At 75.7% G+C, this 23446-nt stretch carries 16 protein-coding genes; 12 read left to right on the forward strand and 4 right to left on the reverse strand.

Annotated features, from left to right (window positions below):
* Positions 1-83 precede the first annotated feature (83 nt).
* Positions 84-4586 carry an FtsK/SpoIIIE domain-containing protein gene (locus tag RSE42_RS14060; RefSeq protein WP_415296696.1) on the forward strand — a complete coding sequence of 1501 codons (4503 nt, stop codon included), beginning with the start codon at positions 84-86 and terminating at the stop codon, positions 4584-4586.
* 123 nt (positions 4587-4709) lie between these two features.
* Here RSE42_RS14060 and RSE42_RS14065 read toward each other — a convergent pair whose 3' ends face one another.
* Positions 4710-5171: a hypothetical protein gene (locus RSE42_RS14065; RefSeq protein ID WP_228485038.1), complete on the reverse strand. Its 462-nt coding sequence runs from the start codon at positions 5169-5171 to the stop codon at positions 4710-4712.
* Positions 5172-5410: 239 nt separating this feature from the next.
* Between RSE42_RS14065 and RSE42_RS14070 the strand changes: the two genes are divergently transcribed.
* Complete coding sequence (locus tag RSE42_RS14070; RefSeq protein WP_021481972.1) at positions 5411-5659, forward strand: WhiB family transcriptional regulator; 249 nt, start codon at positions 5411-5413, stop codon at positions 5657-5659.
* Positions 5660-5799: 140 nt separating this feature from the next.
* On the opposite strand, the gene RSE42_RS14075 is transcribed toward RSE42_RS14070, so the two are convergent.
* Complete coding sequence (locus RSE42_RS14075) at positions 5800-7281, reverse strand: sensor histidine kinase (protein ID WP_085387501.1); 1482 nt, start codon at positions 7279-7281, stop codon at positions 5800-5802.
* A 134-nt stretch (positions 7282-7415) separates the two neighbouring features.
* Here RSE42_RS14075 and RSE42_RS14080 point away from each other — a divergent pair, with 134 nt between their 5' ends.
* From RSE42_RS14080 to RSE42_RS14110, 7 genes are all read left to right on the forward strand, one after another.
* Complete coding sequence (locus tag RSE42_RS14080; protein WP_021481970.1) at positions 7416-7916, forward strand: DUF2505 domain-containing protein; 501 nt, start codon at positions 7416-7418, stop codon at positions 7914-7916.
* A 291-nt stretch (positions 7917-8207) separates the two neighbouring features.
* Positions 8208-9542: an ABC transporter substrate-binding protein gene (locus tag RSE42_RS14085; protein ID WP_034651856.1), complete on the forward strand. Its 1335-nt coding sequence runs from the start codon at positions 8208-8210 to the stop codon at positions 9540-9542.
* Between the two features lie 116 nt (positions 9543-9658).
* Positions 9659-10783, forward strand: a complete 1125-nt coding sequence (locus RSE42_RS14090; protein ID WP_051027891.1) for a carbohydrate ABC transporter permease — start codon at positions 9659-9661, stop codon at positions 10781-10783.
* Complete coding sequence (locus RSE42_RS14095) at positions 10780-11700, forward strand: carbohydrate ABC transporter permease (RefSeq protein WP_034651858.1); 921 nt, start codon at positions 10780-10782, stop codon at positions 11698-11700. The genes RSE42_RS14090 and RSE42_RS14095 overlap by 4 nt, the downstream gene beginning before the upstream one ends.
* A 135-nt stretch (positions 11701-11835) precedes the next feature.
* Positions 11836-13386, forward strand: coding sequence for a glycoside hydrolase family 1 protein (locus tag RSE42_RS14100; protein ID WP_415296701.1), 1551 nt, complete (start codon positions 11836-11838; stop codon positions 13384-13386).
* A 67-nt stretch (positions 13387-13453) separates the two neighbouring features.
* Entirely contained in the window at positions 13454-14470 is a 1017-nt protein-coding gene (locus tag RSE42_RS14105) for a LacI family DNA-binding transcriptional regulator (RefSeq protein WP_061267473.1), read from the forward strand.
* Positions 14471-14544: 74 nt separating this feature from the next.
* Positions 14545-15762 carry a DNA glycosylase AlkZ-like family protein gene (locus tag RSE42_RS14110; RefSeq protein WP_415296702.1) on the forward strand — a complete coding sequence of 406 codons (1218 nt, stop codon included), beginning with the start codon at positions 14545-14547 and terminating at the stop codon, positions 15760-15762.
* Between the two features lie 73 nt (positions 15763-15835).
* Here RSE42_RS14110 and RSE42_RS14115 read toward each other — a convergent pair whose 3' ends face one another.
* Positions 15836-19372: a bifunctional proline dehydrogenase/L-glutamate gamma-semialdehyde dehydrogenase gene (locus RSE42_RS14115; protein WP_415296704.1), complete on the reverse strand. Its 3537-nt coding sequence runs from the start codon at positions 19370-19372 to the stop codon at positions 15836-15838.
* A 53-nt stretch (positions 19373-19425) separates the two neighbouring features.
* On the opposite strand from RSE42_RS14115, the gene RSE42_RS14120 reads away from it, so the two are divergent.
* The 3 genes from RSE42_RS14120 to RSE42_RS14130 all read left to right on the forward strand — a co-directional run bounded on the left by RSE42_RS14120 (position 19426) and on the right by RSE42_RS14130 (position 22509).
* Positions 19426-20184, forward strand: a complete 759-nt coding sequence (locus RSE42_RS14120) for a helix-turn-helix transcriptional regulator (protein WP_043653362.1) — start codon at positions 19426-19428, stop codon at positions 20182-20184.
* 91 nt (positions 20185-20275) lie between these two features.
* Positions 20276-21076, forward strand: coding sequence for an aldo/keto reductase (locus tag RSE42_RS14125; RefSeq protein WP_415296706.1), 801 nt, complete (start codon positions 20276-20278; stop codon positions 21074-21076).
* 86 nt (positions 21077-21162) lie between these two features.
* Positions 21163-22509: a Glu/Leu/Phe/Val family dehydrogenase gene (locus RSE42_RS14130; protein ID WP_249355976.1), complete on the forward strand. Its 1347-nt coding sequence runs from the start codon at positions 21163-21165 to the stop codon at positions 22507-22509.
* A gap of 84 nt (positions 22510-22593) precedes the next feature.
* Here RSE42_RS14130 and RSE42_RS14135 read toward each other — a convergent pair whose 3' ends face one another.
* Positions 22594-23427, reverse strand: a complete 834-nt coding sequence (locus RSE42_RS14135) for a tryptophan-rich sensory protein (RefSeq protein ID WP_137281163.1) — start codon at positions 23425-23427, stop codon at positions 22594-22596.
* Between the last annotated feature and the right edge of the window lie 19 nt (positions 23428-23446).

The following is a 23446-nucleotide window of genomic DNA, read 5'->3' on the forward strand; positions in this document are numbered from 1 at the left end:
GCGCGCCCCTGTGGACGGACCCCCGTCCACAGGGGCGCGGTCGTGCGCGGCCCGCGCGGACCGCCGTCGGGCACGATCGCCGGGTGCTCTCCCCCGCCCCGCCCCTCGCTCCCGGCGCACCGCCGGGCGGCACGCCCGCGCCCGGGACCGACGGCGGGGCGTGGGTACGCGTGACGGTCCACCCGGGCACGGACGTCCTGCTCGCCGCGGGCACGCGCCTCGGCGACGCGCGACCCGCTCTCGCCGACCTCGGGTGCCGTCCCGAGCTGCGCACGGCACCGCTCGCCGTGGACGGCGTCCCCGTCGACGACGACCAGCGCTGCGGCACGCGCCCGCTGCTGCCCGGGGCGACGGTCACAGTCGTGCGGGCGGGGTCGGACCCCCGGGGCCGCGACGACGGGCCGGTGCCGGAGGACGTGCTCGCGGCGCCCCGGCACGTCGCGGTCCTGGGCGGCCCGGACGCCGGGCGGCTCGTCGCCGTCGGGCACGGCGACCGGGGACGCACCCGCGTCGACCGGCTCGACGTCCGCTGGCGCACCACGCGGCGCGGGCCCCGGGTACGGGTGCGCGTGCCGCGCGGCACGCGCCGGGTGCCCGACGACGCGGCCCTCCTCCGTGCGCGCCCGGCCCGGGCCGGTCGGCGGGTGGGCGCGTGGCGCGCGGTGCGCTGGCGCGACGGCCGCGCCCTGGTGACGCCCGACGGCGCGTACGCCCTGCGCGCGCGGCCCGCGCTCGTGCACGGTCCGCGGTCCGGACCGGCCGTGGGTCCGGACCGTCCCGTCGAGGCCGGCCGCCTCGGGACGGCGCAGCTCGCGACCGCGCTCGTGCCAGCCGTCGCGTCGATCGGGCTCGCGGTGGCGCTGCGCCAGCCGCTCCTCGCGCTGCTCGCGCTCGTGGGGCCGCTCGCGGTCCTCGGTCCCGCGCTCGCCGAGGTACGCCGTCGCCGCGCCGCGCAGCGCGCCGCGCCGTCCGGGGCCCCGCCGGACGTCGGGGCCGCCCCCAGCACCGTGCCGGTGGACCCGCTGCACCCCCGGCCCGCCGACGTCCTGCTCTGGGCGACGGTCGCCCGGCTCGCCCCGGGCGCCGACCTGGCGGGGGCGGGGGCGGCGGGCGCTCTCTCGGCGCGCGCCGGGTCGTCGGGGGCGGCGCCGGGAACGACCGTCGGCACGACGTCGGGCGGGTCCGTGGGCGCGGCCGGCGGCGGGGCGCCGCTCGCGGCGCCGGGTGGGACGAGCCCGTCGCGGGTCCGGCTGCCGGACGGGTGCGTGGCCGTCGTCGGGCCCCGGGACGTCGCGCTCGCCGCGGCCCGGGCCCTGCTCGTGGAGGTCCTCGCGTCGGGGGCGCCACTGACGGTGCGGCCCGCGGCGCAGGACGCACCCGCGTGGTCGTGGTGCCGCTGGCTGCCGCACGCCCGCGCCGTCCGGACGCTCGACGCCGTGGCCGCCGCCGACCCGCCCGGCCTCGTCGTCGTCGACGGCCCGGTGCCTGCGGGCGAGCTCGCCCGGGCGTGGGAGAGGTGCGCACCCGCGGGCACGGACGTGCTGCTGGTGCTCGGGGACCGGACGCAGGTCCCGGCGTGGTGCCGGACGCTCGTCGACGTCACCGGAGCCGTCCCCGTCGTCACGGGTCCCGACGGAGCCCGGACGCCGCGCGAGCACGTCGGCGTGAGCGCCGGGTGGGCGCTCGGCCTCGCGCGGCGGCTCGCCGCGGCCGAGCACCTCGGCCGGCTGGGCACCGGGGACGGCGACCGTGCGGGTGAGCCCGACCCGGGCGACCCCACGGCGCGGTCGCTGCCGTCGGCGGTCGCGCTCGGTCCGCTGCTGGGCGCTCCGCGAGCGCCGGACCGGCTCGCGACGTGGGTCGCCGAGCGCTGGCAGGACGCGGCCCGCCGGGACGGGCACGGCCTGCGGACCGTGCTCGGCGTCGGACCCGGGGGCGCGCCGGTCGCCATCGACCTCGTCCACGACGGCCCGCACGTGCTCGTCGCCGGCACGACGGGCGCCGGGAAGTCCGAGCTCCTGCAGACCCTCGTCGCCGGGCTCGCGCTCGGACGCTCGCCCGACGAGCTGTCGTTCGCGCTCGTCGACTTCAAGGGTGGCGCGAGCTTCGGGGCGTGCGGCCGGCTGCCGCACGTCGTGGGCCAGGTGACCGACCTCGACCCGGGGCTCGCGGGACGGGCGCTGGCCGGCCTCCGGGCCGAGCTGCACCGGCGCGAGCGGATCCTCGCCGCGGCGGACGTCGCGAGCATCGACGCCCTCCCCCGGGGACGGCTCGCGCGGCTCGTGGTCGTGGTGGACGAGTTCCGCGCGCTCGCCGACGACCTGCCCGACCTCGTGCCCGCGCTGCTGCGCGTCGCCGCGCAGGGCCGGTCGCTCGGCGTGCACCTGGTCCTCGCGACGCAGCGGCCCGCGGGCGCCGTCAGCGCCGACGTACGGGCGAACGTCACGCTGCGGCTCGCGCTCCGGGTCGTGGACGTCGCCGACTCGCGCGACGTCGTCGACTCGCCGCACGCCGCCCGCGTCCCGGCATCGACGCCCGGGCGCCTGATCCTGCGCCGCGGCGCCGAGCCGCCGGTGGCCGTGCAGTGCGCACGAGCCGGCGGGCCGCTCGCCCGCCCGGAGGCGCACGTGCGGCTCGCGGACCCGTGGGGCCCGCACCGCAGCGCGGACGGGCCCGCGCCCGGGTCCGCGGACGACCACCTGCCGCTCCTCGTCGCGGCGGCACGCGAGGTCGCGGAGCGCTCGGGACTGCGCCCGCACCCCGCGCCATGGCTCCCCGCCCTGCCCACCCGCGTCGGGCCCGACGAGCTCGCCAGGGTCGACGGGATCGACGGGATCGCCAGGGTCGACGGCGAGGCGGTGCGCTCCGACGACCGCACGCTGCCCGTCGCACTCGGTGACCTGCCGGCCCTGCAGCGCCGCACGGTGGTCCGCTGGGACCCGCGCGACGGTCATCTCGCGGTCCAGGGCCGACCCCGGTCGGGCCGCACCACGGCCCTGCGCACCGTCGGGCTGGCCGCGCTCGACCGCGGCTGGGCGGTCCACGCGATCGGGTCAGGGCTCGCGGACCTCGCGGCGCACCCCGGCACCGGCACGGTCGTGGACCGGAGCGACCCGCGCCGTGTCGTCCGCCTCCTCCGGCTCCTAGCCGGTCACGACGACGGTCAGTCCCGACCCGCGGGGCTCGACCGCACGACCGGACGCACCCTCCTCCTCGTGGACGACGTCGAGGCCGTGCGGGGCGTGCTCGCCGGCGTCGCGGGCGGAGCCGGCGCCGACGCCCTCGCGGACGTGCTCGCCGACTCCCCCACGGCGGTCGCCGTGAGCGCGAGCGGGCCGACGGTCGGCGGCCTGGCGTCGCTCGTCGGTGTCAGAGCGGTGCTGGCCTCGCGCGACCGCCACGACGACGTGTCGCTGGGCGTGCCAGCAGCGCTCGCCGGGCAAGGCGGACCGCCCGGCCGGGCGGTGTGGCTCGGGCCGGGCGACCCGTTCGTGTGCCAGGTCGTGCTGCCACCGACCGTCGCGCGAGGACGAGCACGGCGCCCGGCGCCACTCCGCCGGGGCGCGTTCCGGTTGCACCCGCTGCCCGACGACGTCGGGACCGCCGATCTCGACGTGGCCGGGCACGCGTCGGGCGGGATCGACGCGGGCACCGTCCTCGTCGTGACGGACCCCGGCCTCGCGGTCGCCTCGACTGACCGTGACGGCACGGACGTCGCGCCCGGCCCGAGACCCACCTGCGACCCGGTCGGTCGAGGCGCCGCGGACGTCGCGGTCGGCCGGGGCGGCGACGACGGCCGGACGCTGTGGATGGACGTCGCGCGGGGCGCGCTCGTCGTCGGGCCGCCCGGGAGCGGCCGCACGAGCACGCTCGCGCTGCTCGCCCGGCACGCGGCCGCCACCGGTTCGCTCCGCGCGGTCGTGAGCCGCGACGACGTGCTGGCGAGCGCGGCGATGCCTGCCCCCGGGCGCACCGCGCGCACCACCGGCCGGGCCAGGAGCGGGAACGGCACGAAAGACGGGAGGGCGAGCAGCAACAGCCCTGGCAACCGGGACGGGAGCGGGACGACCGACTGGAGAGCGAGCGGCAGCAGCAACGGGAACCAGAGCGGGAACGGGATCCGGAACGGGAACGGGAACGGAAACGGGAACCGGAACGGGGCGATCGTCGTGCGGCGGTACGCGCCGGCGGACGTCGCGCGCCTCCTCGACACGCTGGAGGCAGGTCAGGGCGCTGCGACGTTCCCGAGCAGGGCGACGGCGCCGCGGGTCGTGGTGGTCGACGACCTGGACGTGCTGACCCAGCTCTGCGTGCTGGAGGCCGACCGGCTCGCGGCGCTGTGCCGGGACGGGCTCGTGCTGCTCGCGTCGGCGACCACGGGCGCCGCGGCCTCGGCGTTGCGCGGTCCGCTCGCGGACCTGCGCGGGGCGCGCAGCGGGATCGTCCTCGCGCCGCGGGAACGCGGGAGCGCCGAGGTGTTCGGGCACGGGCTGGAGTGGCTCACCGAACCCGGCCGACCCCGACCGGGCCGAGGGGTGCTGGTCCAGGGCGCGTGGCTGGCGCCGCTCCAGGTCGCCCGCCCGTGACGGACGAGAGCCGCGCCCGGCGCAGCGTCGGCCACGGCGGGGGCAGGGCCGGTCCTCCGGGGCCGTCAGGCGAACAGGCCGGGCCGCAGGCGTGCGCGCCGGAATCGAGCAGCGCGCCGGGAGTCAGGCAGCCGGGCGGACGTCGCGCGTGGTCGCCTCGACGACGGGACGCAGCATGAGGAGGACGAGCACCACGACGGCGAGCACGAGCGCGACGACGACCCACGGGGTCACGCCCACCTGGAGCGAGCTGACCGCGACGACCCCCTGGAGGATCTGCCAGGTCGCGACGGGCGACCGCGCCCAGCGCTGCCCGCGCAGCAGCCCGCGCACGCTCGCGGCGAGCACGGCCCCCACGCCGAGGGCGAAGACGACGAGGAAGACGCTCACCCCGAACGACTGCGAACCACCGCGGAGGAGCTCGACGAGGATCAGCACGGCGCCCACCGCGAGCGCGGCGATCTCGATGCCGACCCCGGCGACGAGCGCCGTCAGCGCGGGCGGCCGCGACCCCCCGTCGGACGACGGTCCCGGGGGCGTCGGGCGGGGCTCGGGCGGGGTTCCGGAGGGCTCGCGGGAGGGCACGATCACCCAGCGTACGCGCCGACCTGCGGCTTCACACCCGTGTGACGAAGGCCTCACGATTCATGCGACGGAAACTTTCTCGTAACCCCTTGTGCTGTGCTTCACGAGGTGTGAACCTGGTTCAAGCATCAATCACCCCCGCCTCGAGCCCTTGGCCCGGGCAGCCCCCTGCCGGGTCGCCCAGCGACGAGTCATCACCTCGCGACCAGGCTCCCCTCTGCCCGAAGGAGACGACGAACATGGACTGGCGCCACCGCGCAGCCTGCCTCGACGAAGACCCCGAGCTGTTCTTCCCCATCGGGAACACCGGCCCTGCGCTCCTCCAGATCGAGGAGGCGAAGGCCGTCTGCCGCCGCTGCGACGTCGTCGACACGTGCCTCAAGTGGGCCATCGAGTCCGGCCAGGACGCCGGCGTCTGGGGCGGTCTCTCCGAGGACGAGCGCCGCGCCCTCAAGCGCCGCACCGCGCGCGCACGCCGCGCCGGCTGACACGCCGCTCCGCCTCCGGGCGTCGAGCAGCACGACGGGCCGTCACCCCCCGGGGTGGCGGCCCGTCGTCGTGCGGTGCCTCCGCTCCGCGACCCGTGCCGTGCGCGCCTCCGCGCGGCGGCCCCGGTCGTGCCGGCCGGTCAGCCCTGGCGGTTGCCGTCGCGCAGCACGAGCGCGAGCACGACCTGGGTGCCCCCGCCGGGCCGCGGCGACCACTCGATGGTGCCGCCGAGCTCGTTCGTCACGAGGGTCTGCACGATCTGCGAGCCCAGTCCGCTCTTGGCGGCCTTGCCCGCTCGCGCGACGTCGCCGTCGGGCATGCCGACGCCGTCGTCCGACACGACGATCCGCAGGGCCGAGCCGTCGCGCTCGACCGCGACCTCGACCGTGCCGGTCTCCTGCTTCGCGAGGCCGTGCTCGACGGCGTTCGTGACGAGCTCGGTGAGGATGAGCGCGAGGGGGGTCGCGTCCTCCGCGGGCACGAGCCCGAAGCTCCCCGTGCGGACGGTGCGCACGCTCGTGTCGGCGGAGGCGACGTCGGCCGCGAGGCGCAGCGCGCGACCGACCATGTCGTCGAACTCCACCTCCTCGTCGAGCGTCTGCGACAGGCTCTCGTGCACGAGCGCGATCGTCGCGACGCGGCGCATCGCCTCCTCCAGCGCCGCGCGCGCCTCGGGGACGTCCATGCGCCGGGCCTGGAGCCGCAGGAGCGCCGCGACGGTCTGGAGGTTGTTCTTCACGCGGTGGTGGATCTCGCGGATCGTCGCGTCCTTGGTGATGAGCTCGCGCTCCCGGCGGCGCAGCTCCGAGACGTCGCGGCACAGCAGGACGGCGCCGATGCGCTGGCCGGACTCGGTGAGCGGGAGCGCGCGCAGCGACAGCGCGACGCGCTGCGCCTCGATCTCGGTGCGCCAGGGCGCGCGGCCCATGACGACGAGCGGGAGCGACTCGTCCACGGGGGTCTGGTGCTCGATGAGGTCGGCCGTCACCTCGGCGAGCGACCGCCCGACGAGCGGGCCGATGACCCCCAGGCGGTGGAAGCAGCTCAGCGCGTTGGGGCTCGCGTAGAGGACCTCGCCCTCGGAGTTCAGCCGGATGAGGCCGTCGCCGACGCGCGGCGCGCCGCGACGCGGACCGGTCGCGGCGTTCGGGAAGGGGAACTCCCCGCGCGAGATCATCGCGATGAGGTCGTCCGCGGCCTCGACGTAGTTGAGCTCGAGGCGGCTGGGCGTGCGCCCGCTCCCGAGGTTGGTCTGCCGCGCGACGACGGCGATCGCCTTCCCGGAGTGCAGGACCGGGATGGCCTCCTCGCGCACGGCGTACGCGCCGAACCAGCGCGGCTCGCGCGAGCGCTGCGACCGCACCTCGGTGAGCGCGCGCTCGAGCTGCGGGCGCTGGCCCTCCGGGGCGAACGACCCGACGATGTCGTCGTAGTGGACGGTCGCGCCCGTCGACGGCCGGCACTGGGAGACGGCGACGAAGTTGCCGTCGCTCGTGGGCAGCCACAGCACGAGGTCGGCGAACGCGAGGTCGGAGATCACCTGCCAGTCGCCCACGAGCAGGTGCAACCACTCGTTGTCCGCCGGGCTGAGGTCGGCGTGGCGGGAGATGAGGTCACTCATGGCAGACACGGACCCCAGCGTAGAGGGGCGCGACCGGTAGAGTCCCCTCAGCGCCCGCGTGCGCGGTCGCCCGAACCGTCAGCCGTCCCGTCGGCCGGTCCGTCACGGGCCGGCGCAGGGCCCGAGGAGGTCCCGTGCACCTGAGCGTCGAGCTCCGCTACCCCGCCCCCGTCCACGCCGTCGGGGCGATGCTCGCGGACGAGGAGTTCGTCCGCTGGCGCGCCGCCCGCTCGGGCGGAGAGGGCGCCCACGTCGAGCAGGTGGACGTCACCGGCGGACCGGACGAGGGGTTCACCGTCACGGTGCGGCGGACGCTGCCCACGGACCAGATCCCGGCGCACGTCCGCTCGTTCGTCGGGGGTCGTCTCGAGATCCGGCAGGCGGAGGCCTGGGAGCCGGAGCGCGACGGCGAGCGGTCGGGCACGGTGTCGCTCGAGATCACGGGCGCACCGGTGCGCCTCACGGGCACCGTGACGCTCTCCCCGGAGGGGGACGGCACCGTAGAGCGCTACGACGGCGAGGTCAAGGCCAACGTGCCGCTCTTCGGCGGGGCGATCGAGCAGGCCGCGGCCGAGGCCGTGCGGACGGCCCTCGCCGCGGAGGAGTCCGCCGGCCTCGCGTGGCTGTCGCGCTGACCACCGACCGAGCGGCGCCCGGCCGGACCTGACCGGCGACCCGGCGACGCCCGCCCGGCGACCGGTCTCGAACCGGTAACGATTTCCACAGAACCCGACCAACTGGTAGGTCGCTGCAACGCCCTGACCTGCGGCGATACCTGGGTGGGAGCGCGACCACACCCGTGCGGACCCGACCCAGGCTTGACACGGGTTCGGGCGGGAACGCACGATCAGGCCGTTGTGTGGAAGCGCTACCACATTGGAGGTGGGAGCGCTGCCACGACCCGCCCCACCGACAAGGGAGTCACCGTGCTGAGCAGCACCCGTACGACCCGCCGGCCCCGCAAGGCGATCGCCGCCGTCGCAGGCCTCGCGGCCATCACCCTCACCCTGACCGCGTGCTCGAGCGGCTCCGGCTCGGACGACGACGCGACGGGCTCCGGCGACGGAGACAAGATCACGCTCACCGTCGCGACGTTCAACGACTTCGGCTACACGGACGAGCTCCTCGCCGCGTACACCGCGGAGCACCCGAACGTCACCGTCAAGCAGACGAAGGCCGCCAAGTCCGAGGACGCGCGGACCAACCTCACCACGAAGCTCGCCGCCGGCGGCGAGGGCCTCGCGGACATCGAGGCCATCGAGGTCGACTGGCTCCCGGAGCTCATGCAGTACCCCGACCTCTTCACCGACCTCACCGACTCGTCGCTCGACGGCCGCTGGGTGGACTGGAAGGTCCAGCAGGCGACGACGACCGACGGCAAGCTCATCGGCTACGGCACCGACATCGGCCCGAGCGCGATCTGCTACCGCCAGGACCTCTTCGAGGCCGCGGGCCTCCCGAGCGACCCGGCCGGCGTGGCGGAGCTCCTCGGTGGCGAGGACGCCACGTGGGACGACTACTTCGCCGCGGGCAAGACCTTCGTCGCTGCGAGCGACGCGGCCTGGTACGACTCCGCGATGTCCATCTCGCAGGCGATGGTCAACCAGATCGACAACGCCTACGAGGAGTCCGACGGCACGCCCAAGGACCTCGCGTCCAACCAGCCGATCATCGACATCTACGACACGGTGCTCGAGCAGTCGACGACGAACGAGCTCTCCGCCGGCCTCGAGCAGTGGTCGGGCGACTGGGACGCCGCGTTCCAGAACGACGGCTTCGCGACGATGATCTGCCCCGCGTGGATGACCGGCCCGGTCGAGGAGCGCTCGGGCGGCGTCACCGGCTGGAACGTCGCGGACGTCTTCCCCGGCGGCGGCCTCAACTGGGGCGGCTCGTTCCTCACGGTGCCGGCCTCCGGCCCGAACGCCGAGGCGGCCAAGGAGCTCGCCGCGTGGCTGACCGACCCGGCGCAGCAGACGACGGCCTTCGAGAACGCGGGCACGTTCCCGTCGCAGCTCGAGGCGCAGGAGTCCGACGCCGTGCAGTCCTTCACGAACGACTTCTTCAACGACGCCCCGGTCGGCACGATCTTCGTCAACCGTGCGCTCGCGATCGACAGCGCGCCGTTCAAGGGCGCGAACTACTTCTCGATCCACACGACCGTCCAGGACGGCATCAAGCGCGTGGACGTCGAGAAGACGGACGACGCCGCCTCCTCGTGGCAGAAGACGCTCCAGTCCTTCCAGGACCTGGGCCTGTGACCTGACGGGGCCGGGGGCGGCACGACCTGCCGCCCCCGGCCCCGCGCGCGTCCGCCCGCGGACGACGCCCCGCACCCGCAGCCACCCAGCGCCACCGAGCAGCCCAGGAATCCCACATGGCCGTCCTCACGCCCACCCAGCCCTCGCCGGGGCTCAGCGGGCCGCCGCCGCGCACGCCGCGCCGCGTCGGCTTCTCCCAGCGCCTCAGCCGCTGGGACGTCAAGGTCTCGCCCTACCTCTACATCTCGCCCTTCTTCATCCTGTTCGCGATCACGGGACTCTTCCCGCTCGTGTACACCGCCGTGGTGTCGGTCTACGACTGGAACCTGCTCGGCGGCCAGGGCGACTTCGTCGGTCTCCAGAACTACACGGACGTCCTCGCGCAGCCGACGTTCTGGAAGTCCCTGCGCAACACCGTCTCGATCTTCGTGCTCTCGTCCGTGCCGCAGGTCATCGCCGCGATCGCGATCGCGGCCCTGCTCGACCAGAACCTGCGCGCCGCGACGTTCTGGCGCATGGGCGTCCTGCTGCCGTACGTCGTCGCGCCCGTCGCGGTCTCGATGATCTTCGGCCGCCTGTTCGCCGACCAGTACGGGCTCATCAACGAGCTGCTCGGCCTCGTCGGCGTCGACCCGATCCGCTGGCACGCCGACGCCCTCGCGAGCCACGTCGCCATCGCGTCGATGGTGAACTTCCGCTGGACCGGCTACAACGCGCTGATCTTCCTCGCCGCGATGCAGGCCGTGCCGCGCGAGCTCTACGAGGCCGCGATCATCGACGGCGCCGGGCGCGTGCGCCAGTTCTTCTCCGTGACCGTCCCCCAGATCCGCGCCACGATCATCTTCGTCGTCATCACGTCGACGATCGGCGGCCTGCAGATCTTCGACGAGCCGCGCATGTTCGACGCGCAGGGTCTCGGCGGCGCCGACCGGCAGTGGATGACGACCGTGCTCTACCTCTACGACGTCGCGTGGGGCAACCAGAAGAACTTCGGCCGTGCGGCCGCCGTCGCGTGGCTGCTGTTCCTGCTCATCATCCTCGTGGGCATCGTCAACTTCCTCGTCACCCGGCGGATCGCCACGTCGAACGCGCAGCCGCGCCCGCCACGCTGGGTGCGTCGCCGCCAGGAGGCGCGCAAGCGCCTGCGCGCCGAGGACGCCATGTCCGCGCAGCGTTCCGCCGCGGGGACCGAGGCGTCCGTCCCGACCGCCGCCAGCCCGACCGACCGGAGGAAGCGATGAGCTCCGTCCCCGTCATCGCCCAGACCGCCGGCCCGGGCGCGGCCCGCGCCGCGTCCCGCCGCCGGAGCGCCGGGAAGAACGTCGGCGGCACGCAGCGCCGCCCGCGCTGGGTCACGTACACCATCCTCGGGATCGTCCTGCTGATCTCGGTGTTCCCGCTGTACTTCACGCTGATCCTCGGCTCCTCGACGCCCGAGGAGATCTCGCGCAGCGCGCTGCCCCAGCTCCTGCCCGACGCGAGCCTGTTCGACCGGTTCGCCGACGTCATGAGCTCGGACGCGATCAACTTCTGGAAGGCCGCCTGGAACTCGGTGGTCGTCGCGGTGCTCACGTCCCTCTCGGTCGTGCTGTTCTCGACGCTCGCCGGCTTCTCGTTCGCGAAGCTCCGGTTCCGCGGCCGCGGCCCGCTGCTCGTGTTCGTCATCGCGACGATGGCGGTGCCGACGCAGCTCGGCGTCATCCCGATGTACATCCTCATGTCGGACCTCGGGTGGATCGGCAAGCTCCAGGCCGTCATCGTGCCCGCGCTCGTCACGGCGTTCGGCGTCTTCTGGATGACGCAGTACCTCGGCGAGGCTCTCCCGTACGAGCTCATCGAGGCGGCCCGGGTCGACGGCGCGTCCATGATCCGCACGTTCTGGTCCATCGCGCTCCCGGCGGCCCGCCCGGCCGCCGCGATGCTGGGCCTGTTCACGTTCGTGCAGCAGTGGACGAACTTCTTCTGGCCGTCCATCGTGCTCAACCAGAACAACCCGACGCTGCCGCTCGTGGTGCGGTCCCTGCAGTCGAACTTCTTCGTCGACTACTCGCTCGTCATGGCCGGCATCTTCCTCGTCACACTGCCGCTCATCGTCATCTTCATCTTCACCGGCCGCCAGCTCGTGGCGGGCATCATGCAGGGCGCCGTCAAGGGCTGACGCCCGGCGCCCCGCGCCGCACGACCCGCCCACCACCCGGTGGGCGCGGTCCGTGCTGCGCGCCGACCGTCGCGCGGGCGGGCCCGAGCGGCCCGCCCGCGTGCCATCCCGCGACTTCTCGAAGGACAATCGACCATGACCAGCTTCGTCCCGTCCGCGCCCCTCCCCCCGAACCCGGCGACCGCGACCGGACGCGTCGAGATGCCCCCGGGCTTCCTCTGGGGCGCCGCGACGGCCGCGTTCCAGATCGAGGGCGCGGGGCACACCGACGGGCGCACGGACTCCGTGTGGGACGCGTTCGCCCGCGTGCCGGGCGCCGTCGTGAACGGTGACGACGGCATGGTCGCGTGCGACCACTACCACCGGTACCGCGAGGACGTCGCGCTCCTGCGCGACCTCAACCTGGGGACGTACCGGTTCTCGACGTCGTGGGCCCGCGTGCGCCCCGACGGCGGCGCGGTGAACCCCGCCGGGCTGGCGTTCTACGACCGCCTCGTGGACGAGCTGCTCGCGGCGGACGTCCTGCCGTGGCTCACGCTCTATCACTGGGACCTCCCCCAGGCGCTCGAGGAGAAGGGCGGCTGGACGTCGCGCGACACGGCGTACCTCTTCGCCGAGTACGCGGTGACGATGCACGAGGCGCTGGGCGACCGCGTCGGCGTGTGGACGACGCTCAACGAGCCGTGGTGCTCCGCGTTCCTCGGCTACACCGCGGGCGTGCACGCGCCCGGCCGGCAGTCGCGCGAGGACGGCCTCGCGGCCGCGCACCACCTGCTGCTCGGGCACGGCCTCGCGGTCCAGGCGCTGCGCGAGCGCGCGCCGGAGGCGAACCTCGGGCTCACGCTGAACTTCACGGTGTCCGACCCGGTCGACCCGCAGGACCCGGCCGACGTCGACGCCGCGCGCCGGATCGACGGCCAGTTCAACCGGATCTTCCTCGACCCGGTCTTCCACGGCGAGTACCCGGCCGACGTCCTCGAGGACGTCGCGCCCTACGGTCTGCTCGACCACGTCAAGGACGGGGACCTCGAGATCATCTCCACCCCGATCGACACGCTCGGGGTCAACTACTACAACGGCGGGGCCGTCTCGGCCCGCCCGCAGACGACGGCGCCCGGCGCCGGGAGCGACGGCGGCGGCGGCACCCGCCCTGAGGGCGTCCGCGACGAGGAGGCCGACGCCACGCCGGTGCGCCCGACGTCGTCCCCCTACCCCGCCGCGGACGGCGTGCACGCCCACTCCCGCGGCCTGCCGCGCACGGACATGGGCTGGGAGGTCCAGCCCGAGGGGCTGACGCGCCTCCTCACGCGCCTGCAGCGCGACTTCACCGGCCCGCGCGGCGTCGCGATGTACATCACCGAGAACGGCGCCGCCTACCCGGACCAGGTGGGCCCGGACGGCTCGGTCGACGACCAGGACCGGCTCGAGTTCCTCGACGCGCACCTGCGCGCGACGCGCGACGCGATCGACGCGGGGGCGGACGTGCGCGGCTACTTCGCGTGGTCCCTCATGGACAACTTCGAGTGGGCGCTCGGCTACACGAAGCGCTTCGGCATCGTCCGCGTCGACTACGAGACGCAGGAGCGCACCGTCAAGGCGAGCGGCGCCTGGTACGCCCAGGTCGCGCGCGACAACGCGATCCCCGCGCGCGAGACGCCGGCCGCGGACGCCGCCCCGGCCGAGTGAGGGCGACGGTGAGGACACGGTGAGCGGGGCGGTGCGGACCGGGGAGCGCGCGCGCCATACTGTCCCGATGAACAGCCTGCGCTCCGCGCCGACCCTGGACGAGGTGGCCCAGACGGCGGGTGTCTCGCGCTCGACGGCGTCGCGCGCCATCAACGGCGGCCTGCGGGTGTCGCCCGAGGCGCAGGCGGCGGTCGACGCCGCCGTCGCGCAGCTCGGCTACACGCCCAACCGCGCCGCCCGCTCGCTCGTGACGCGCCGCACGGACTCGATCGCCCTCGTGGTCCCCGAGCCGGACGAGCGCATCCTCACCGACCCGTTCCTCGCGGGGACGATGCGCGGCGTGAGCGCCGCGCTCGGCGGCACGGACCTGCAGCTCGTGCTGCTGTTCGCGCGTCCCGACGAGCAGCCGGGCCGCATCGTGCGGTACCTCAGCAGCGGCCACGTCGACGGCGCGATCGTCGCGTCCCACCACCGCGACGACGACCTCGAGGAGGCGCTCCTCGCGGCGCGCCTGCCCGCCGTGTTCGTGGGGCGGCCGTTCCACCCGACGCCGGACCTCCTGTACGTCGACGTGGACAACGTCGAGGGCGGCCGCCTCGCGGCGCGGCGTCTCGTCGAGGCGGGCCGGCGCCGTATCGCGACGATCGCCGGCCCGCAGGACATGACGGCGGGCGTGGACCGGCTCACGGGGTTCCGCGAGGTGCTGCGCGACGCCGGCCTGCCGGACGACGCGGTCGAGATCGGCGACTTCGCCGTCGCGGGCGGCGCGGCGGCCATGGAACGCCTCCTCGCCGCGCACCCCGACCTCGACGGCCTCTTCGTCGCGTCCGACCTCATGGCCGAGGGCGCGCTGCGCGTGCTCGCGGCCCACGGCCGCGACGTGCCGCGCGACGTGTCCGTCGTCGGCTTCGACAACCTCGCCACCGCCGCCACGACGTCGCCCCCGCTCACCACGGTCCAGAACCCCATGGTCGAGATGGTGCGCGGCGCGACCGACCTCCTGCTCGACCTCGTGGGCGGCCGCGGCGACGAGATCGCGTCGCAGGTCCTCGCGCCGGAGCTCGTCGAGCGCGACTCCGTCTGACCCCCGCGGCGCCGCGCGGCACCCGAGGCGTGGGGGGCCGAGACGCTGTGGGTGGTCGCTCGTAGCCTGGCGTCGTGCACCCGTCCACGGAACCGGTGGTGGCCACGCTCTCGCGGGCCGACGTCCTCGCCGCACGCTGGCACGCCCACGAGCTCGACCGGGCGCCGGGCGCGGCCGCCGCGGTGACGGACGTCGCCGTCCTCGACCTGGGCGTCCAGGACACGGGGTCCGACGGCGCCGCGTGGGCGCTCGCCGTCCGGGGCGCCCCGGACGTCGCGCCGGGCACCCTGCCGCCCGACCTCGCGCTCGCGTGGACGCTGCGCGGCGCCCCGCACGTCTACCGCCGCGCGGACCTCGCCGACGTCGCGACCGCGACGGCGCCGTTCTCCGAGGCCGACGCCGCCAAGCGGGTCTACGACGCGAGCCGACCGCTCCGCGCGGCGGGTGTCGCCGTGCTCGACGCCCTGCGCACCGAGGCGCGGCTCGAGCGCGAGCTCGTCGAGACCCCGACCGTCAAGGGCGACCTCTCGACGCGGCTCACCGCGCGGCTCCCGGAGCCGCACCTGCGCTGGTGCGGGCCGTGCGGCGCCACCCACAGCTACGAGCAGACGTTCCGCCTCGCGGCCCTGCAGGCCGGGCTCGAGCTCGAACCGGGCTCGTCCCCGCCCGTGCTGCGGCGCGTCCCCGGCCTCGAGCCGCCGCTCTACGGGCGCCTCGGCGGCGACGCCCTGCCGCGCCTGGACGTCGTCCGCGGCTACCTGCGCTTCTTCCCCGCCGCCAGCGTCCAGGACGTCGCCGCGTTCCTCGACGCCCCGGTGAAGGACGTCCGGGACCGGTGGCCCGACGACGCGGTCCGCGTCGAGGTCGCCGACGTCGAGCCCGGCCCGCGGCCGACCGAGCGCTGGGTGCTCGCCGAGGATCTCGGTCGCGTCACGGGCGCCGCCGCGCGCGAGCGCGACGCGCGACCCGCGCCCGGCGCCCCGGTCGTGCGCCTCGTGGGCCCCTACGACCTGTTCCTGCAGCTGCGCGACCGCGCGACGCTCGTCCCGGACGTGGCGCGTGCCAAGGACCTGTGGCGGGTCCTCGGCCGGCCCGGGGCCGTGCTCGCGGGCGGCGAGGTCGTGGGCACGTGGCGGCCCCGCGCGTCGGGCCGTCGCCTCACGGTCCTCACCGACCCCTGGGTCCCGTGGGACGCCGGGCTCGCCGACGCCGTCGCCGAGCAGGCGGAGCGCCTGCGCGCGTACCGCGACGCGGCGTCCGTGACCGTCTCGCCGGTGCCGGACGCGCGGTAGCGACCGGGGTGCCGCGCGGTCGTCGCGGGAGGGGCCCGGCGGTGGCCGAGCCTCTCCCGCGCGCCGGGAGCGGTCAGCGCTTCACGTGGCCGTACCGGTGCGTCGTGCGGCTGACGGCCTGCTCGTGGAGCACGGTGAGCAGCTCGCGGCGCCCGCTCGCGACGACGGGGTGGTCGAGCACCGTGACCTCGCCGACGCGCTCGGCCGCGGCCTCGTGCAGCCCCGGCGCGGAGCCGACGACGCGGACCCGGCCCCGGACGGCGCCCGACGCGACGCGGCGCGCGAATTCCTCGTCGCTCACCGCGGCGTCGCCCGTGCTCGGCACGACGACGGCCGGCACCCCCGCGGTGCGCGCGGCGTGGAGCACGCGCTCGACCTCGACGGGGAGCGCGTCCGCGCCGACGCGCACGGTGAGCACGTCGACCGGGCGGTAGCGGAAGACGTTCGCCTCGACGTGCAGGCCCGAGGGGTCGTGGCCCACGGAGAACTCCCGCTCCCACCAGCGCGCGTCGTCGGCCTTCGCCCACGCGAGCCACGCCTCGGGCGCGGCCTCGCGCGCGGGCGGTACCGCGTCGTGCGTGCTGTCGGTGCCCGACGCCGACGCGCTCGTCGAGGTGTCGGGCGCGTCGCTCCAGCGCCCGAGCTGCGCGACGTAGTTCGGCCCGCCCGCCTTGGCGCCCGGACCGACGGCCGACTGCTTCCAGCCGCCGAACGACTGCCGCTGCACGATCGCGCCGGTGATGTGCCGGTTGACGTAGGCGTTGCCCACCTGGACGGCGTCGAGCCAGCGCTCGACCTCGGCGTCGTCGAGGCTGTGGATGCCGCCGGTGAGGCCGAACGGCACCGCGTTCTGCAGCGCGATCGCCTCGTCGAGGGTCGCGGCCGTCATGATCCCGAGGACCGGCCCGAAGTACTCCGTGAGGTGGAACGGCGACCCGGGCGCGACGCCCTCCTTGAGACCCGGCGTCCAGAGGCGGCCCTCCAGCTCGGGCCCGCCGTCCAGCAGCCGCGGCCGTACGAGCCAGGACTCCCCCGGCTCCAGCGTCGTCAGGGCGTGCAGCAGCTTGCCCGACGCGGGCTCGGTGAGCGGGCCCATGGTCGTCGCGACGTCGGTCGCCGGACCGACGGCGAGCGAGCGCACCGCGTCCACGAGCTGGCGCCGCACCCGGCGGCCCGTCTCCGTCCGCGGGTCGCCCGCCGAGCCGACGAGGATCGCGAGCGACGCGGCCGAGCACTTCTGCCCCGCGTGCCCGAACGCCGACCGCACGAGGTCCGCGACCGCGAGGTCGAGGTCCGCCGACGGCGTGACGACGAGCGCGTTCTTGCCCGACGTCTCGGCGAGCACCGGGCGCGACGGCTTCCACCGCGCGAAGAGCTGCGCGGTCTCGATCGAGCCCGTGAGCACGACGCGCGCGACGTCGTCGTGCGTGACGAGGCGGGTGCCGAGCTCGTCGTCGGGCACGCGGACGTACTGCACGACGTCGGTCACCGAGCCCGCGTCCAGCCCCGGGAAGTCACCGGGTGCCGCCGCCACCGCGTCGCGCAGACCCGCGTGGACCGCCTCGACGGCGACCTCGAGGCAGCGCGGCGTCGGCGGCGCGGGCTTGGCGAGCACGGCCGACCCGGCCGCGAGCGCCGCGAGCACCCCGCCCACGGGTATCGCGACGGGGAAGTTCCACGGCGGCGTGACGAGCGTGACGCCGTCGGGCGCGAACCGGGCGCCGGGCACGTGGTCCAGCTCCTCGGCGGAGCGCGCGTAGTAGCGCGCGAAGTCGACGGCCTCGCTCACCTCGGGGTCGGCCTCGGCGACGGTCTTGCCGGGTTCGTGCACCATCGCGGCGACGAGGTCGGTGCGCGCCTCCTCCAGGCGCCGGGCGACGGCCCGCAGGGCGGCGGCGCGGGCCGCCGGGGCGACCTGCGACCACGCGGCGGTCGCGCGCACGGCGGTCGCGACGGCGTCGTCCACCTGGGCGGTCGTCGTGAGCTCGGGCGTGCGGACGGGGACGTACCCGGAGCCGGTCCCGGTGACGTGGCGGGCCCAGTCGCGCGAGGCGGCGACGGCCGGGTCGGTGTCGGGGGCGTTCGCGAACCCGGCGTCGGTCCCGCCGCCGACGGCGGGCCGGGGCGTGCGGCGCGGCGCGACGTCGGTCTCGGCGTAGTGCACCCCGTGGCGCACCGACGCGCGGAACGCGGCCTCCTGGCGCTCCATGGGGCTGCCCGCGGGCGACCCGTCGGGCGCGAACATGGCGTGCAGGAAGTTCTGCTCGGCGGCGTTCTCCTCGAGGCGGCGCACGAGGTAGGAGATGGCGACGTCGAAGTCCTCGTCGCGCACGACGGGCGTGTACAGCACGACGCGGCCGCCGCGGCCGGCGTGCGGGCCGCTCTCGACGCGGTCGGCCGCGACCTCGTCGCGCACGGCGCGCGCCTCGCCGGGGGCCATGCCCTGGAGCATCTCGACGTCGAGCGCGTGGCTCACGCCGCGGGCCCGGCCGAGGAGCACGGCGAGCGCGACGTGGAAGAGGTTGTGGCTCGCGACGCCGATGCGCACGGCGTCGGTCCGCGGCGCGCGCAGGGCGTGGTCGAGGAGGCGGACGTAGTTCGCGTCGACGTCGGGCTTCGTGGGGTAGGGCGCCTGCGGCCAGCCGTGCAGCTCGGCCTCGACGGCCTCCATCGCGAGGTTCGCACCCTTGACGAGACGCACCTTGATCGGCGCTCCCCCGGCGGCGACGCGCTCGGTCGCGAAGCGGGTGAGCCCGTCGAGCGCGCCGAGCGCGTCGGGCAGGTACGCCTGGAGCACGATCCCGGCCTCGAGGTCGTGCAGGTCGTCGTGCGCGAGGATCTCGCGGAAGACCGCGGTCGTGAGCGCGAGGTCCTTGTACTCCTCCATGTCGAGGTTGAGGAAGACGCCGTGGTCGCGCGCCGCCCGGTACAGCGGCAGCAGCCGCTCGACGACGCGGGCGCACGACCCGTCGAGGTCCCACGTGACGAGCTGCGACGCGACGGACGACACCTTGACCGACACGTAGTCGACGTCGGGGCGCCGCACGAGCGCGAGCGTGCGCTCGAGGCGAGCGTCCGCCTCGGCCTCGCCGAGCACGGCCTCGCCGAGGAGGTTGACGTTGAGCGCGTAGCCCTCCGCGCGGGTCCGCGCGAGGTGCGGGCCGAGGCCGCGGCCGGCGTCGGCCACGAGGTGGCCCACGAGCTGGCGCAGGCGCACGCGCGCGGCCGGCACGACGACGCGCGGCAGCACCGGTGCGACGCCCGCCCCGACGCGCAGGAGCGACCGGTCGACCGGCCCGAGGAACGACCCCGCGCTGCCCGCGAGCTCGCCGAGGCGGCCGAGCGCGCGCGCGGCGACGTGCACGTCCTGGGGGCGCGCGACGTCGTCGACGAACCGGACCGCGAGCTCGAGGCCCGCGGGGTCGGAGACGAGCGCACCGAGCCGCTCGGCGGTCTTGCGGGCGCGCGCGTCGCCCGCTCCCTCGCTGGCGGCGAGCCAGCGCCGGGCCAGCGCGACGGCCTCCTCGACGAGGTCGTCCGGGGAGGTGAGGCTCGTGTCGCCGACGGCTCCGGGGGTGGGGAGCGGCCGGGCGGGCGCGTCGTTGCTCATCCCTCCAGGGTGCCTCGGGTCGCGGTAGCTCGTCTTGTACGATCCAGGGCGACATGGCACCCGTCCGCGACAACGCCGAGACCTCGCCGCCCGCGGCGGACCAGCTCCTCGCCGCCCTCAGCCCCGCCATGGTCGCGCTCATGGACGAGCTGCCGGACACGATGTTCTGCGCGAAGGACGTCACGGGCCGGTACGTCGCGGTCAACCCGGTGTTCGTCGCGCGGACGAACGAGCGCTCGCGCCGCGCGGTGCTGGGCCGACGCGCGCGCGACCTGTTCGTCGCGCAGCTCGCCGAGCGCTACGAGCAGCAGGACGCCGAGGTGCTGCGCGGGCGCGCGCTGCGCGGCGAGCTCGAGCGCATCCGGCGGCTCGGCGGCACGTCGGGCTGGTTCCTCACCTCCAAGCTCCCCGTGCACGACGACGCCGGTCACCTCGTGGGGATCGTCTCGGTCTCGCACGACCTGCGCGCGGGCGCGGCGGACGACGCGACGATGGACTCCCTCGCCGCGCTCGTCGCCGCGGTCGAGGCGGACCTCGGGGCGCGCTGGACGACGGCGCGGCTCGCCGAGGCGGCGGGGTGCACGCCCGCGGTGCTCGACCGGCGCGTGCGGCGCGTGTACGGCGTGACGCCGCGCCAGCTCGTGCTGCGCACCCGGGTCGACCACGCGACGCGCCTGCTCGCGGGGAGCGCCGTGTCGATCGGCGACGTCGCGGCGGCGAGCGGGTTCTACGACCAGCCGTCGTTCACGCGCACGTTCGCGCGCCTCGCGGGCGAGACCCCGGCCCAGTACCGGCGCCGCACGCGGCGCTGACCCGTTCCCGCCCGCGCGACGACGGGCGGGCCCGCGGTGCCGCGCGCGCCCGCGGTGGCGAGAGACGGCGTCGGGCACGGAGACTGACGGCATGACCTCCGCAGACCCCGCCCCCGTCTCCACGGTCGAGCTGCCCGGCGGCACGATGCCCCTGCTCGGCCTCGGCACCTGGCAGTCCGAGGGCGACGACGCCTACCGCGCCGTGCGCCACGCGCTCGACGTGGGCTACCGGCACGTCGACACCGCGACGGGCTACGGCAACGAGGCGCAGGTGGGGCGCGCGCTCGCCGACTCGTCCGTCGACCGCGCCGACGTGTTCGTCACGACCAAGCTCCCGCCGGACGCCGCGGGCCGCGAGCGCGAGACTCTCGAGGCGTCGCTGCGCGACCTCGGCACGGACCACGTGGACCTGTGGCTCATCCACTGGCCTCCGGCGGGCGAGGCGTCGCCGTGGGTGTGGGAGCGGTTCGTCGAGCTGCGCGACGAGGGCAAGGTGCGCTCGATCGGGGTGAGCAACTACTCCGTCGAGCAGGTCGACGTGCTGTCCGAGCAGGTCGGCGAGACGCCCGCCGTCGACCAGATCCCGTGGAGCCCGGCCGACTACGACCACCGGGTCGTGCACGAGCTCGCGCAGCGCGGCGTCGTGCTCGAGGGGTACAGCCCGTTCAAGCGCACCGACCTCGACGCGCCGGTCCTCGCGGAGGTCGCGGCCGCGCACGGCGTCACCCCCGCGCAGGTCGTGCTGCGCTGGCACCTCGACCACGGGTTCGTGGTCATCCCGAAGTCCGTGACGCCGGAGCGGATCGAGGCGAACTTCCGGGTGACCGGGTTCTCCCTCACCGCCGACGAGCTCGCGGCGGTCGACGCGCTCGGGCACCGCCGGGGCGCGTGAGGGGCGAGCGACCGCGCCGGGGGTAGCGTGACCCTCGGTGCCGCACACCCCCGCGGCACCGAGGAGAACCTCGAACCGGAGGAACCGTGACGACGACGTCCGTGCCGCCCGCCACCACGAGCGACGGCCCCACCCCCACCGACAGCACCGATCTCCCCCGCGGCACGCGCCGCTCCCCCGACGCCGGCGCCCCGGCGTCCGCGCTCGACACCGCGCACGCGCAGCTCGCCGGCGCGGTCCGCTTCCTCGGCTACGACGACGGCCTGCACGAGATGCTCGCGACCCCGCGCCGCGAGGTGAACGTGGCCGTGCCGCTGCGGCGCGACGACGGCCGCACCGTCCTCTTCCACGGTTACCGCGTGCAGCACAACGTGTCGCGCGGTCCGGGCAAGGGCGGCCTGCGGTACGCGCCGAGCGTCGACATCGACGAGGTCCGCGCGCTCGCCATGTGGATGACGTGGAAGTGCGCCCTCGTGGACCTGCCGTACGGCGGCGCGAAGGGCGGCGTCGCGATCGACCCGCGCTCCTACTCCGACGCGGAGCTCGAGCGCGTGACGCGCCGCTACACGTCGGAGATCATGCCGGTCATCGGGCCCGAGCGGGACATCATGGCGCCCGACATGGGCACGAGCGAGCGGACCATGGCCTGGGTCATGGACACCTACTCCGTCAACCAGGGCTACACGATCCCGGCGGTCGTGACGGGCAAGCCCATCACCGTGGGCGGGTCGCTCGGCCGCACGACGGCGACGAGCGCCGGGGTCGTGCACGTCACCGCCGCGGCGCTCGAGGAGGCGGGCGTGCCGCTGTCCGACGTGCGCGTCGCCATCCAGGGCTTCGGCAAGGTCGGGTCGCACGCGGCCGCGATCTTCGCGGCCCGCGGGGCCCGCGTCGTGGCGGTCTCCGACCAGTACGGCGGGGTGCACGCCCCGGACGGTCTCGACGTGCGCGCCCTGGTCGAGCACGTCGCCGCGACGGGGAGCGTCGTGGGCTTCGACCGGGCCGACCCGGTGGACAACGACGCGCTGCTCGCGCTCGACGTCGACGTGCTCGTCCCGGCCGCGGTAGAGGGCGTGCTCGACGGCGACACCGCTCGCACCGTGCGCGCGCGCTGGGTCGTCGAGGGCGCCAACGGCCCGACGACCGCCGAGGGCGACCGCGTGCTCGCGAAGAACGGCGTGACCGTGGTGCCGGACGTGCTCGCGAACGCGGGCGGCGTCGTCGTCTCCTACTTCGAGTGGGTCCAGGCGAACCAGGCGTACTGGTGGACCGCGGAGGAGATCGGCGACAAGCTCGAGCACCGCATGCTCCACGCCTACGAGGAGGTCGCGGGTCTCGCGCGCCGAGAGGACCTGAGCCTGCGCGACGCAGCGCTCGTCATCGGCGTCCAGCGCGTAGCAGAGGCCCACCAGATCCGAGGCCTCTACCCCTGACGGACCACGCTCGGCCCCGCCGAGCACGGGGTCCGCGACCGTCCTGGGCTCGATCCGGTCGCGGATCCCGTGCTCGGCGGGTGATCAGGGGCGTGGGTGGCGGGTTGTCGCCAGGAGCGCCGACAGGAGGGCGATCGCGGATGCTGCGACGGCGGCCCAGGCGACGGTGGGGTTCACGAGCTCGCCCTGGAACCGCCCGACGGCGATCCACGCGAGGCCCCACGACATCGCGAGGCCGATGCCGAGCACGACCGCGCGGCGACCGGCGGCGAACGCCGCCCACGCGACCGAGAGGGCGGCGGCCGCCGCGACGAGCACGACCGACCAGCCCGTCGCGCCGAGGCCGAGCTCGCCGACGCCCGCGTCGGTGAGCGCCGCGGCGACGTTCGCGAGCGTCGCGACGCTCACCCAGCCGGTGTACAGGCCCATCGTCCCGTCGAGCACGACGGCCTGCGCCGCCGACTCGGGCCGACGGCGCACGAGCCGCACGACGACCACGGCGTTGACGGCGAGCAGCGCCGCGATGACGACGACGCTGAGCGGCACCCACCCGGCCTGCACGACGCCGATCCACGCGGCGTTGAGGACCATGGACACCAGGACCCACCACGCGGTCGCGCGCAGGCGGGGGCTCGTCGCGTGCCGCGGCAGCACCTGGTAGACGGCGAACGCGAAGAGGCCCAGGTAGATGACGGACCAGATGCGGAACGCCGGGTTGTCGGGCGCGACGGGCGTCGCGGTCGAGGACAGCGCTCCGCCGGCGGTCTGCTCGACGGACGTGCCGCCGAAGGCGCCCGCGCCGTACGCGGCGGCGCCGGCCGCGACGAGCGAGCCGACGAGGACGACGACCTGGCGGACCCGGTCGGAGGGAGCGGGGGCGCGGACGCTTCCCGCGGGGACGGCGGCTGCGGTGGTCATACCTCCAGCCTGACATCAC

This window comes from Cellulosimicrobium sp. SJTW-1 (assembly GCF_047716875.1).
GTDB lineage: Bacteria > Actinomycetota > Actinomycetes > Actinomycetales > Cellulomonadaceae > Cellulosimicrobium > Cellulosimicrobium funkei.

Excerpts from the sequence above, each read along its gene's own strand:
- RSE42_RS14070 (WP_021481972.1), top strand. The coding sequence starts at position 5,411 with ATGGACTGGCGCCACCGCGCAGCCTGCCTCGACGAAGACCCCGAGCTG.
- RSE42_RS14075 (WP_085387501.1), bottom strand. The coding sequence starts at position 7,281 with ATGAGTGACCTCATCTCCCGCCACGCCGACCTCAGCCCGGCGGACAAC.
- RSE42_RS14090 (WP_051027891.1), top strand. The coding sequence starts at position 9,659 with ATGGCCGTCCTCACGCCCACCCAGCCCTCGCCGGGGCTCAGCGGGCCG.
- RSE42_RS14095 (WP_034651858.1), top strand. The coding sequence starts at position 10,780 with ATGAGCTCCGTCCCCGTCATCGCCCAGACCGCCGGCCCGGGCGCGGCC.
- RSE42_RS14100 (WP_415296701.1), top strand. The coding sequence starts at position 11,836 with ATGACCAGCTTCGTCCCGTCCGCGCCCCTCCCCCCGAACCCGGCGACC.
- RSE42_RS14105 (WP_061267473.1), top strand. The coding sequence starts at position 13,454 with ATGAACAGCCTGCGCTCCGCGCCGACCCTGGACGAGGTGGCCCAGACG.
- RSE42_RS14115 (WP_415296704.1), bottom strand. The coding sequence starts at position 19,372 with ATGAGCAACGACGCGCCCGCCCGGCCGCTCCCCACCCCCGGAGCCGTC.
- RSE42_RS14120 (WP_043653362.1), top strand. The coding sequence starts at position 19,426 with ATGGCACCCGTCCGCGACAACGCCGAGACCTCGCCGCCCGCGGCGGAC.
- RSE42_RS14125 (WP_415296706.1), top strand. The coding sequence starts at position 20,276 with ATGACCTCCGCAGACCCCGCCCCCGTCTCCACGGTCGAGCTGCCCGGC.
- RSE42_RS14135 (WP_137281163.1), bottom strand. The coding sequence starts at position 23,427 with ATGACCACCGCAGCCGCCGTCCCCGCGGGAAGCGTCCGCGCCCCCGCT.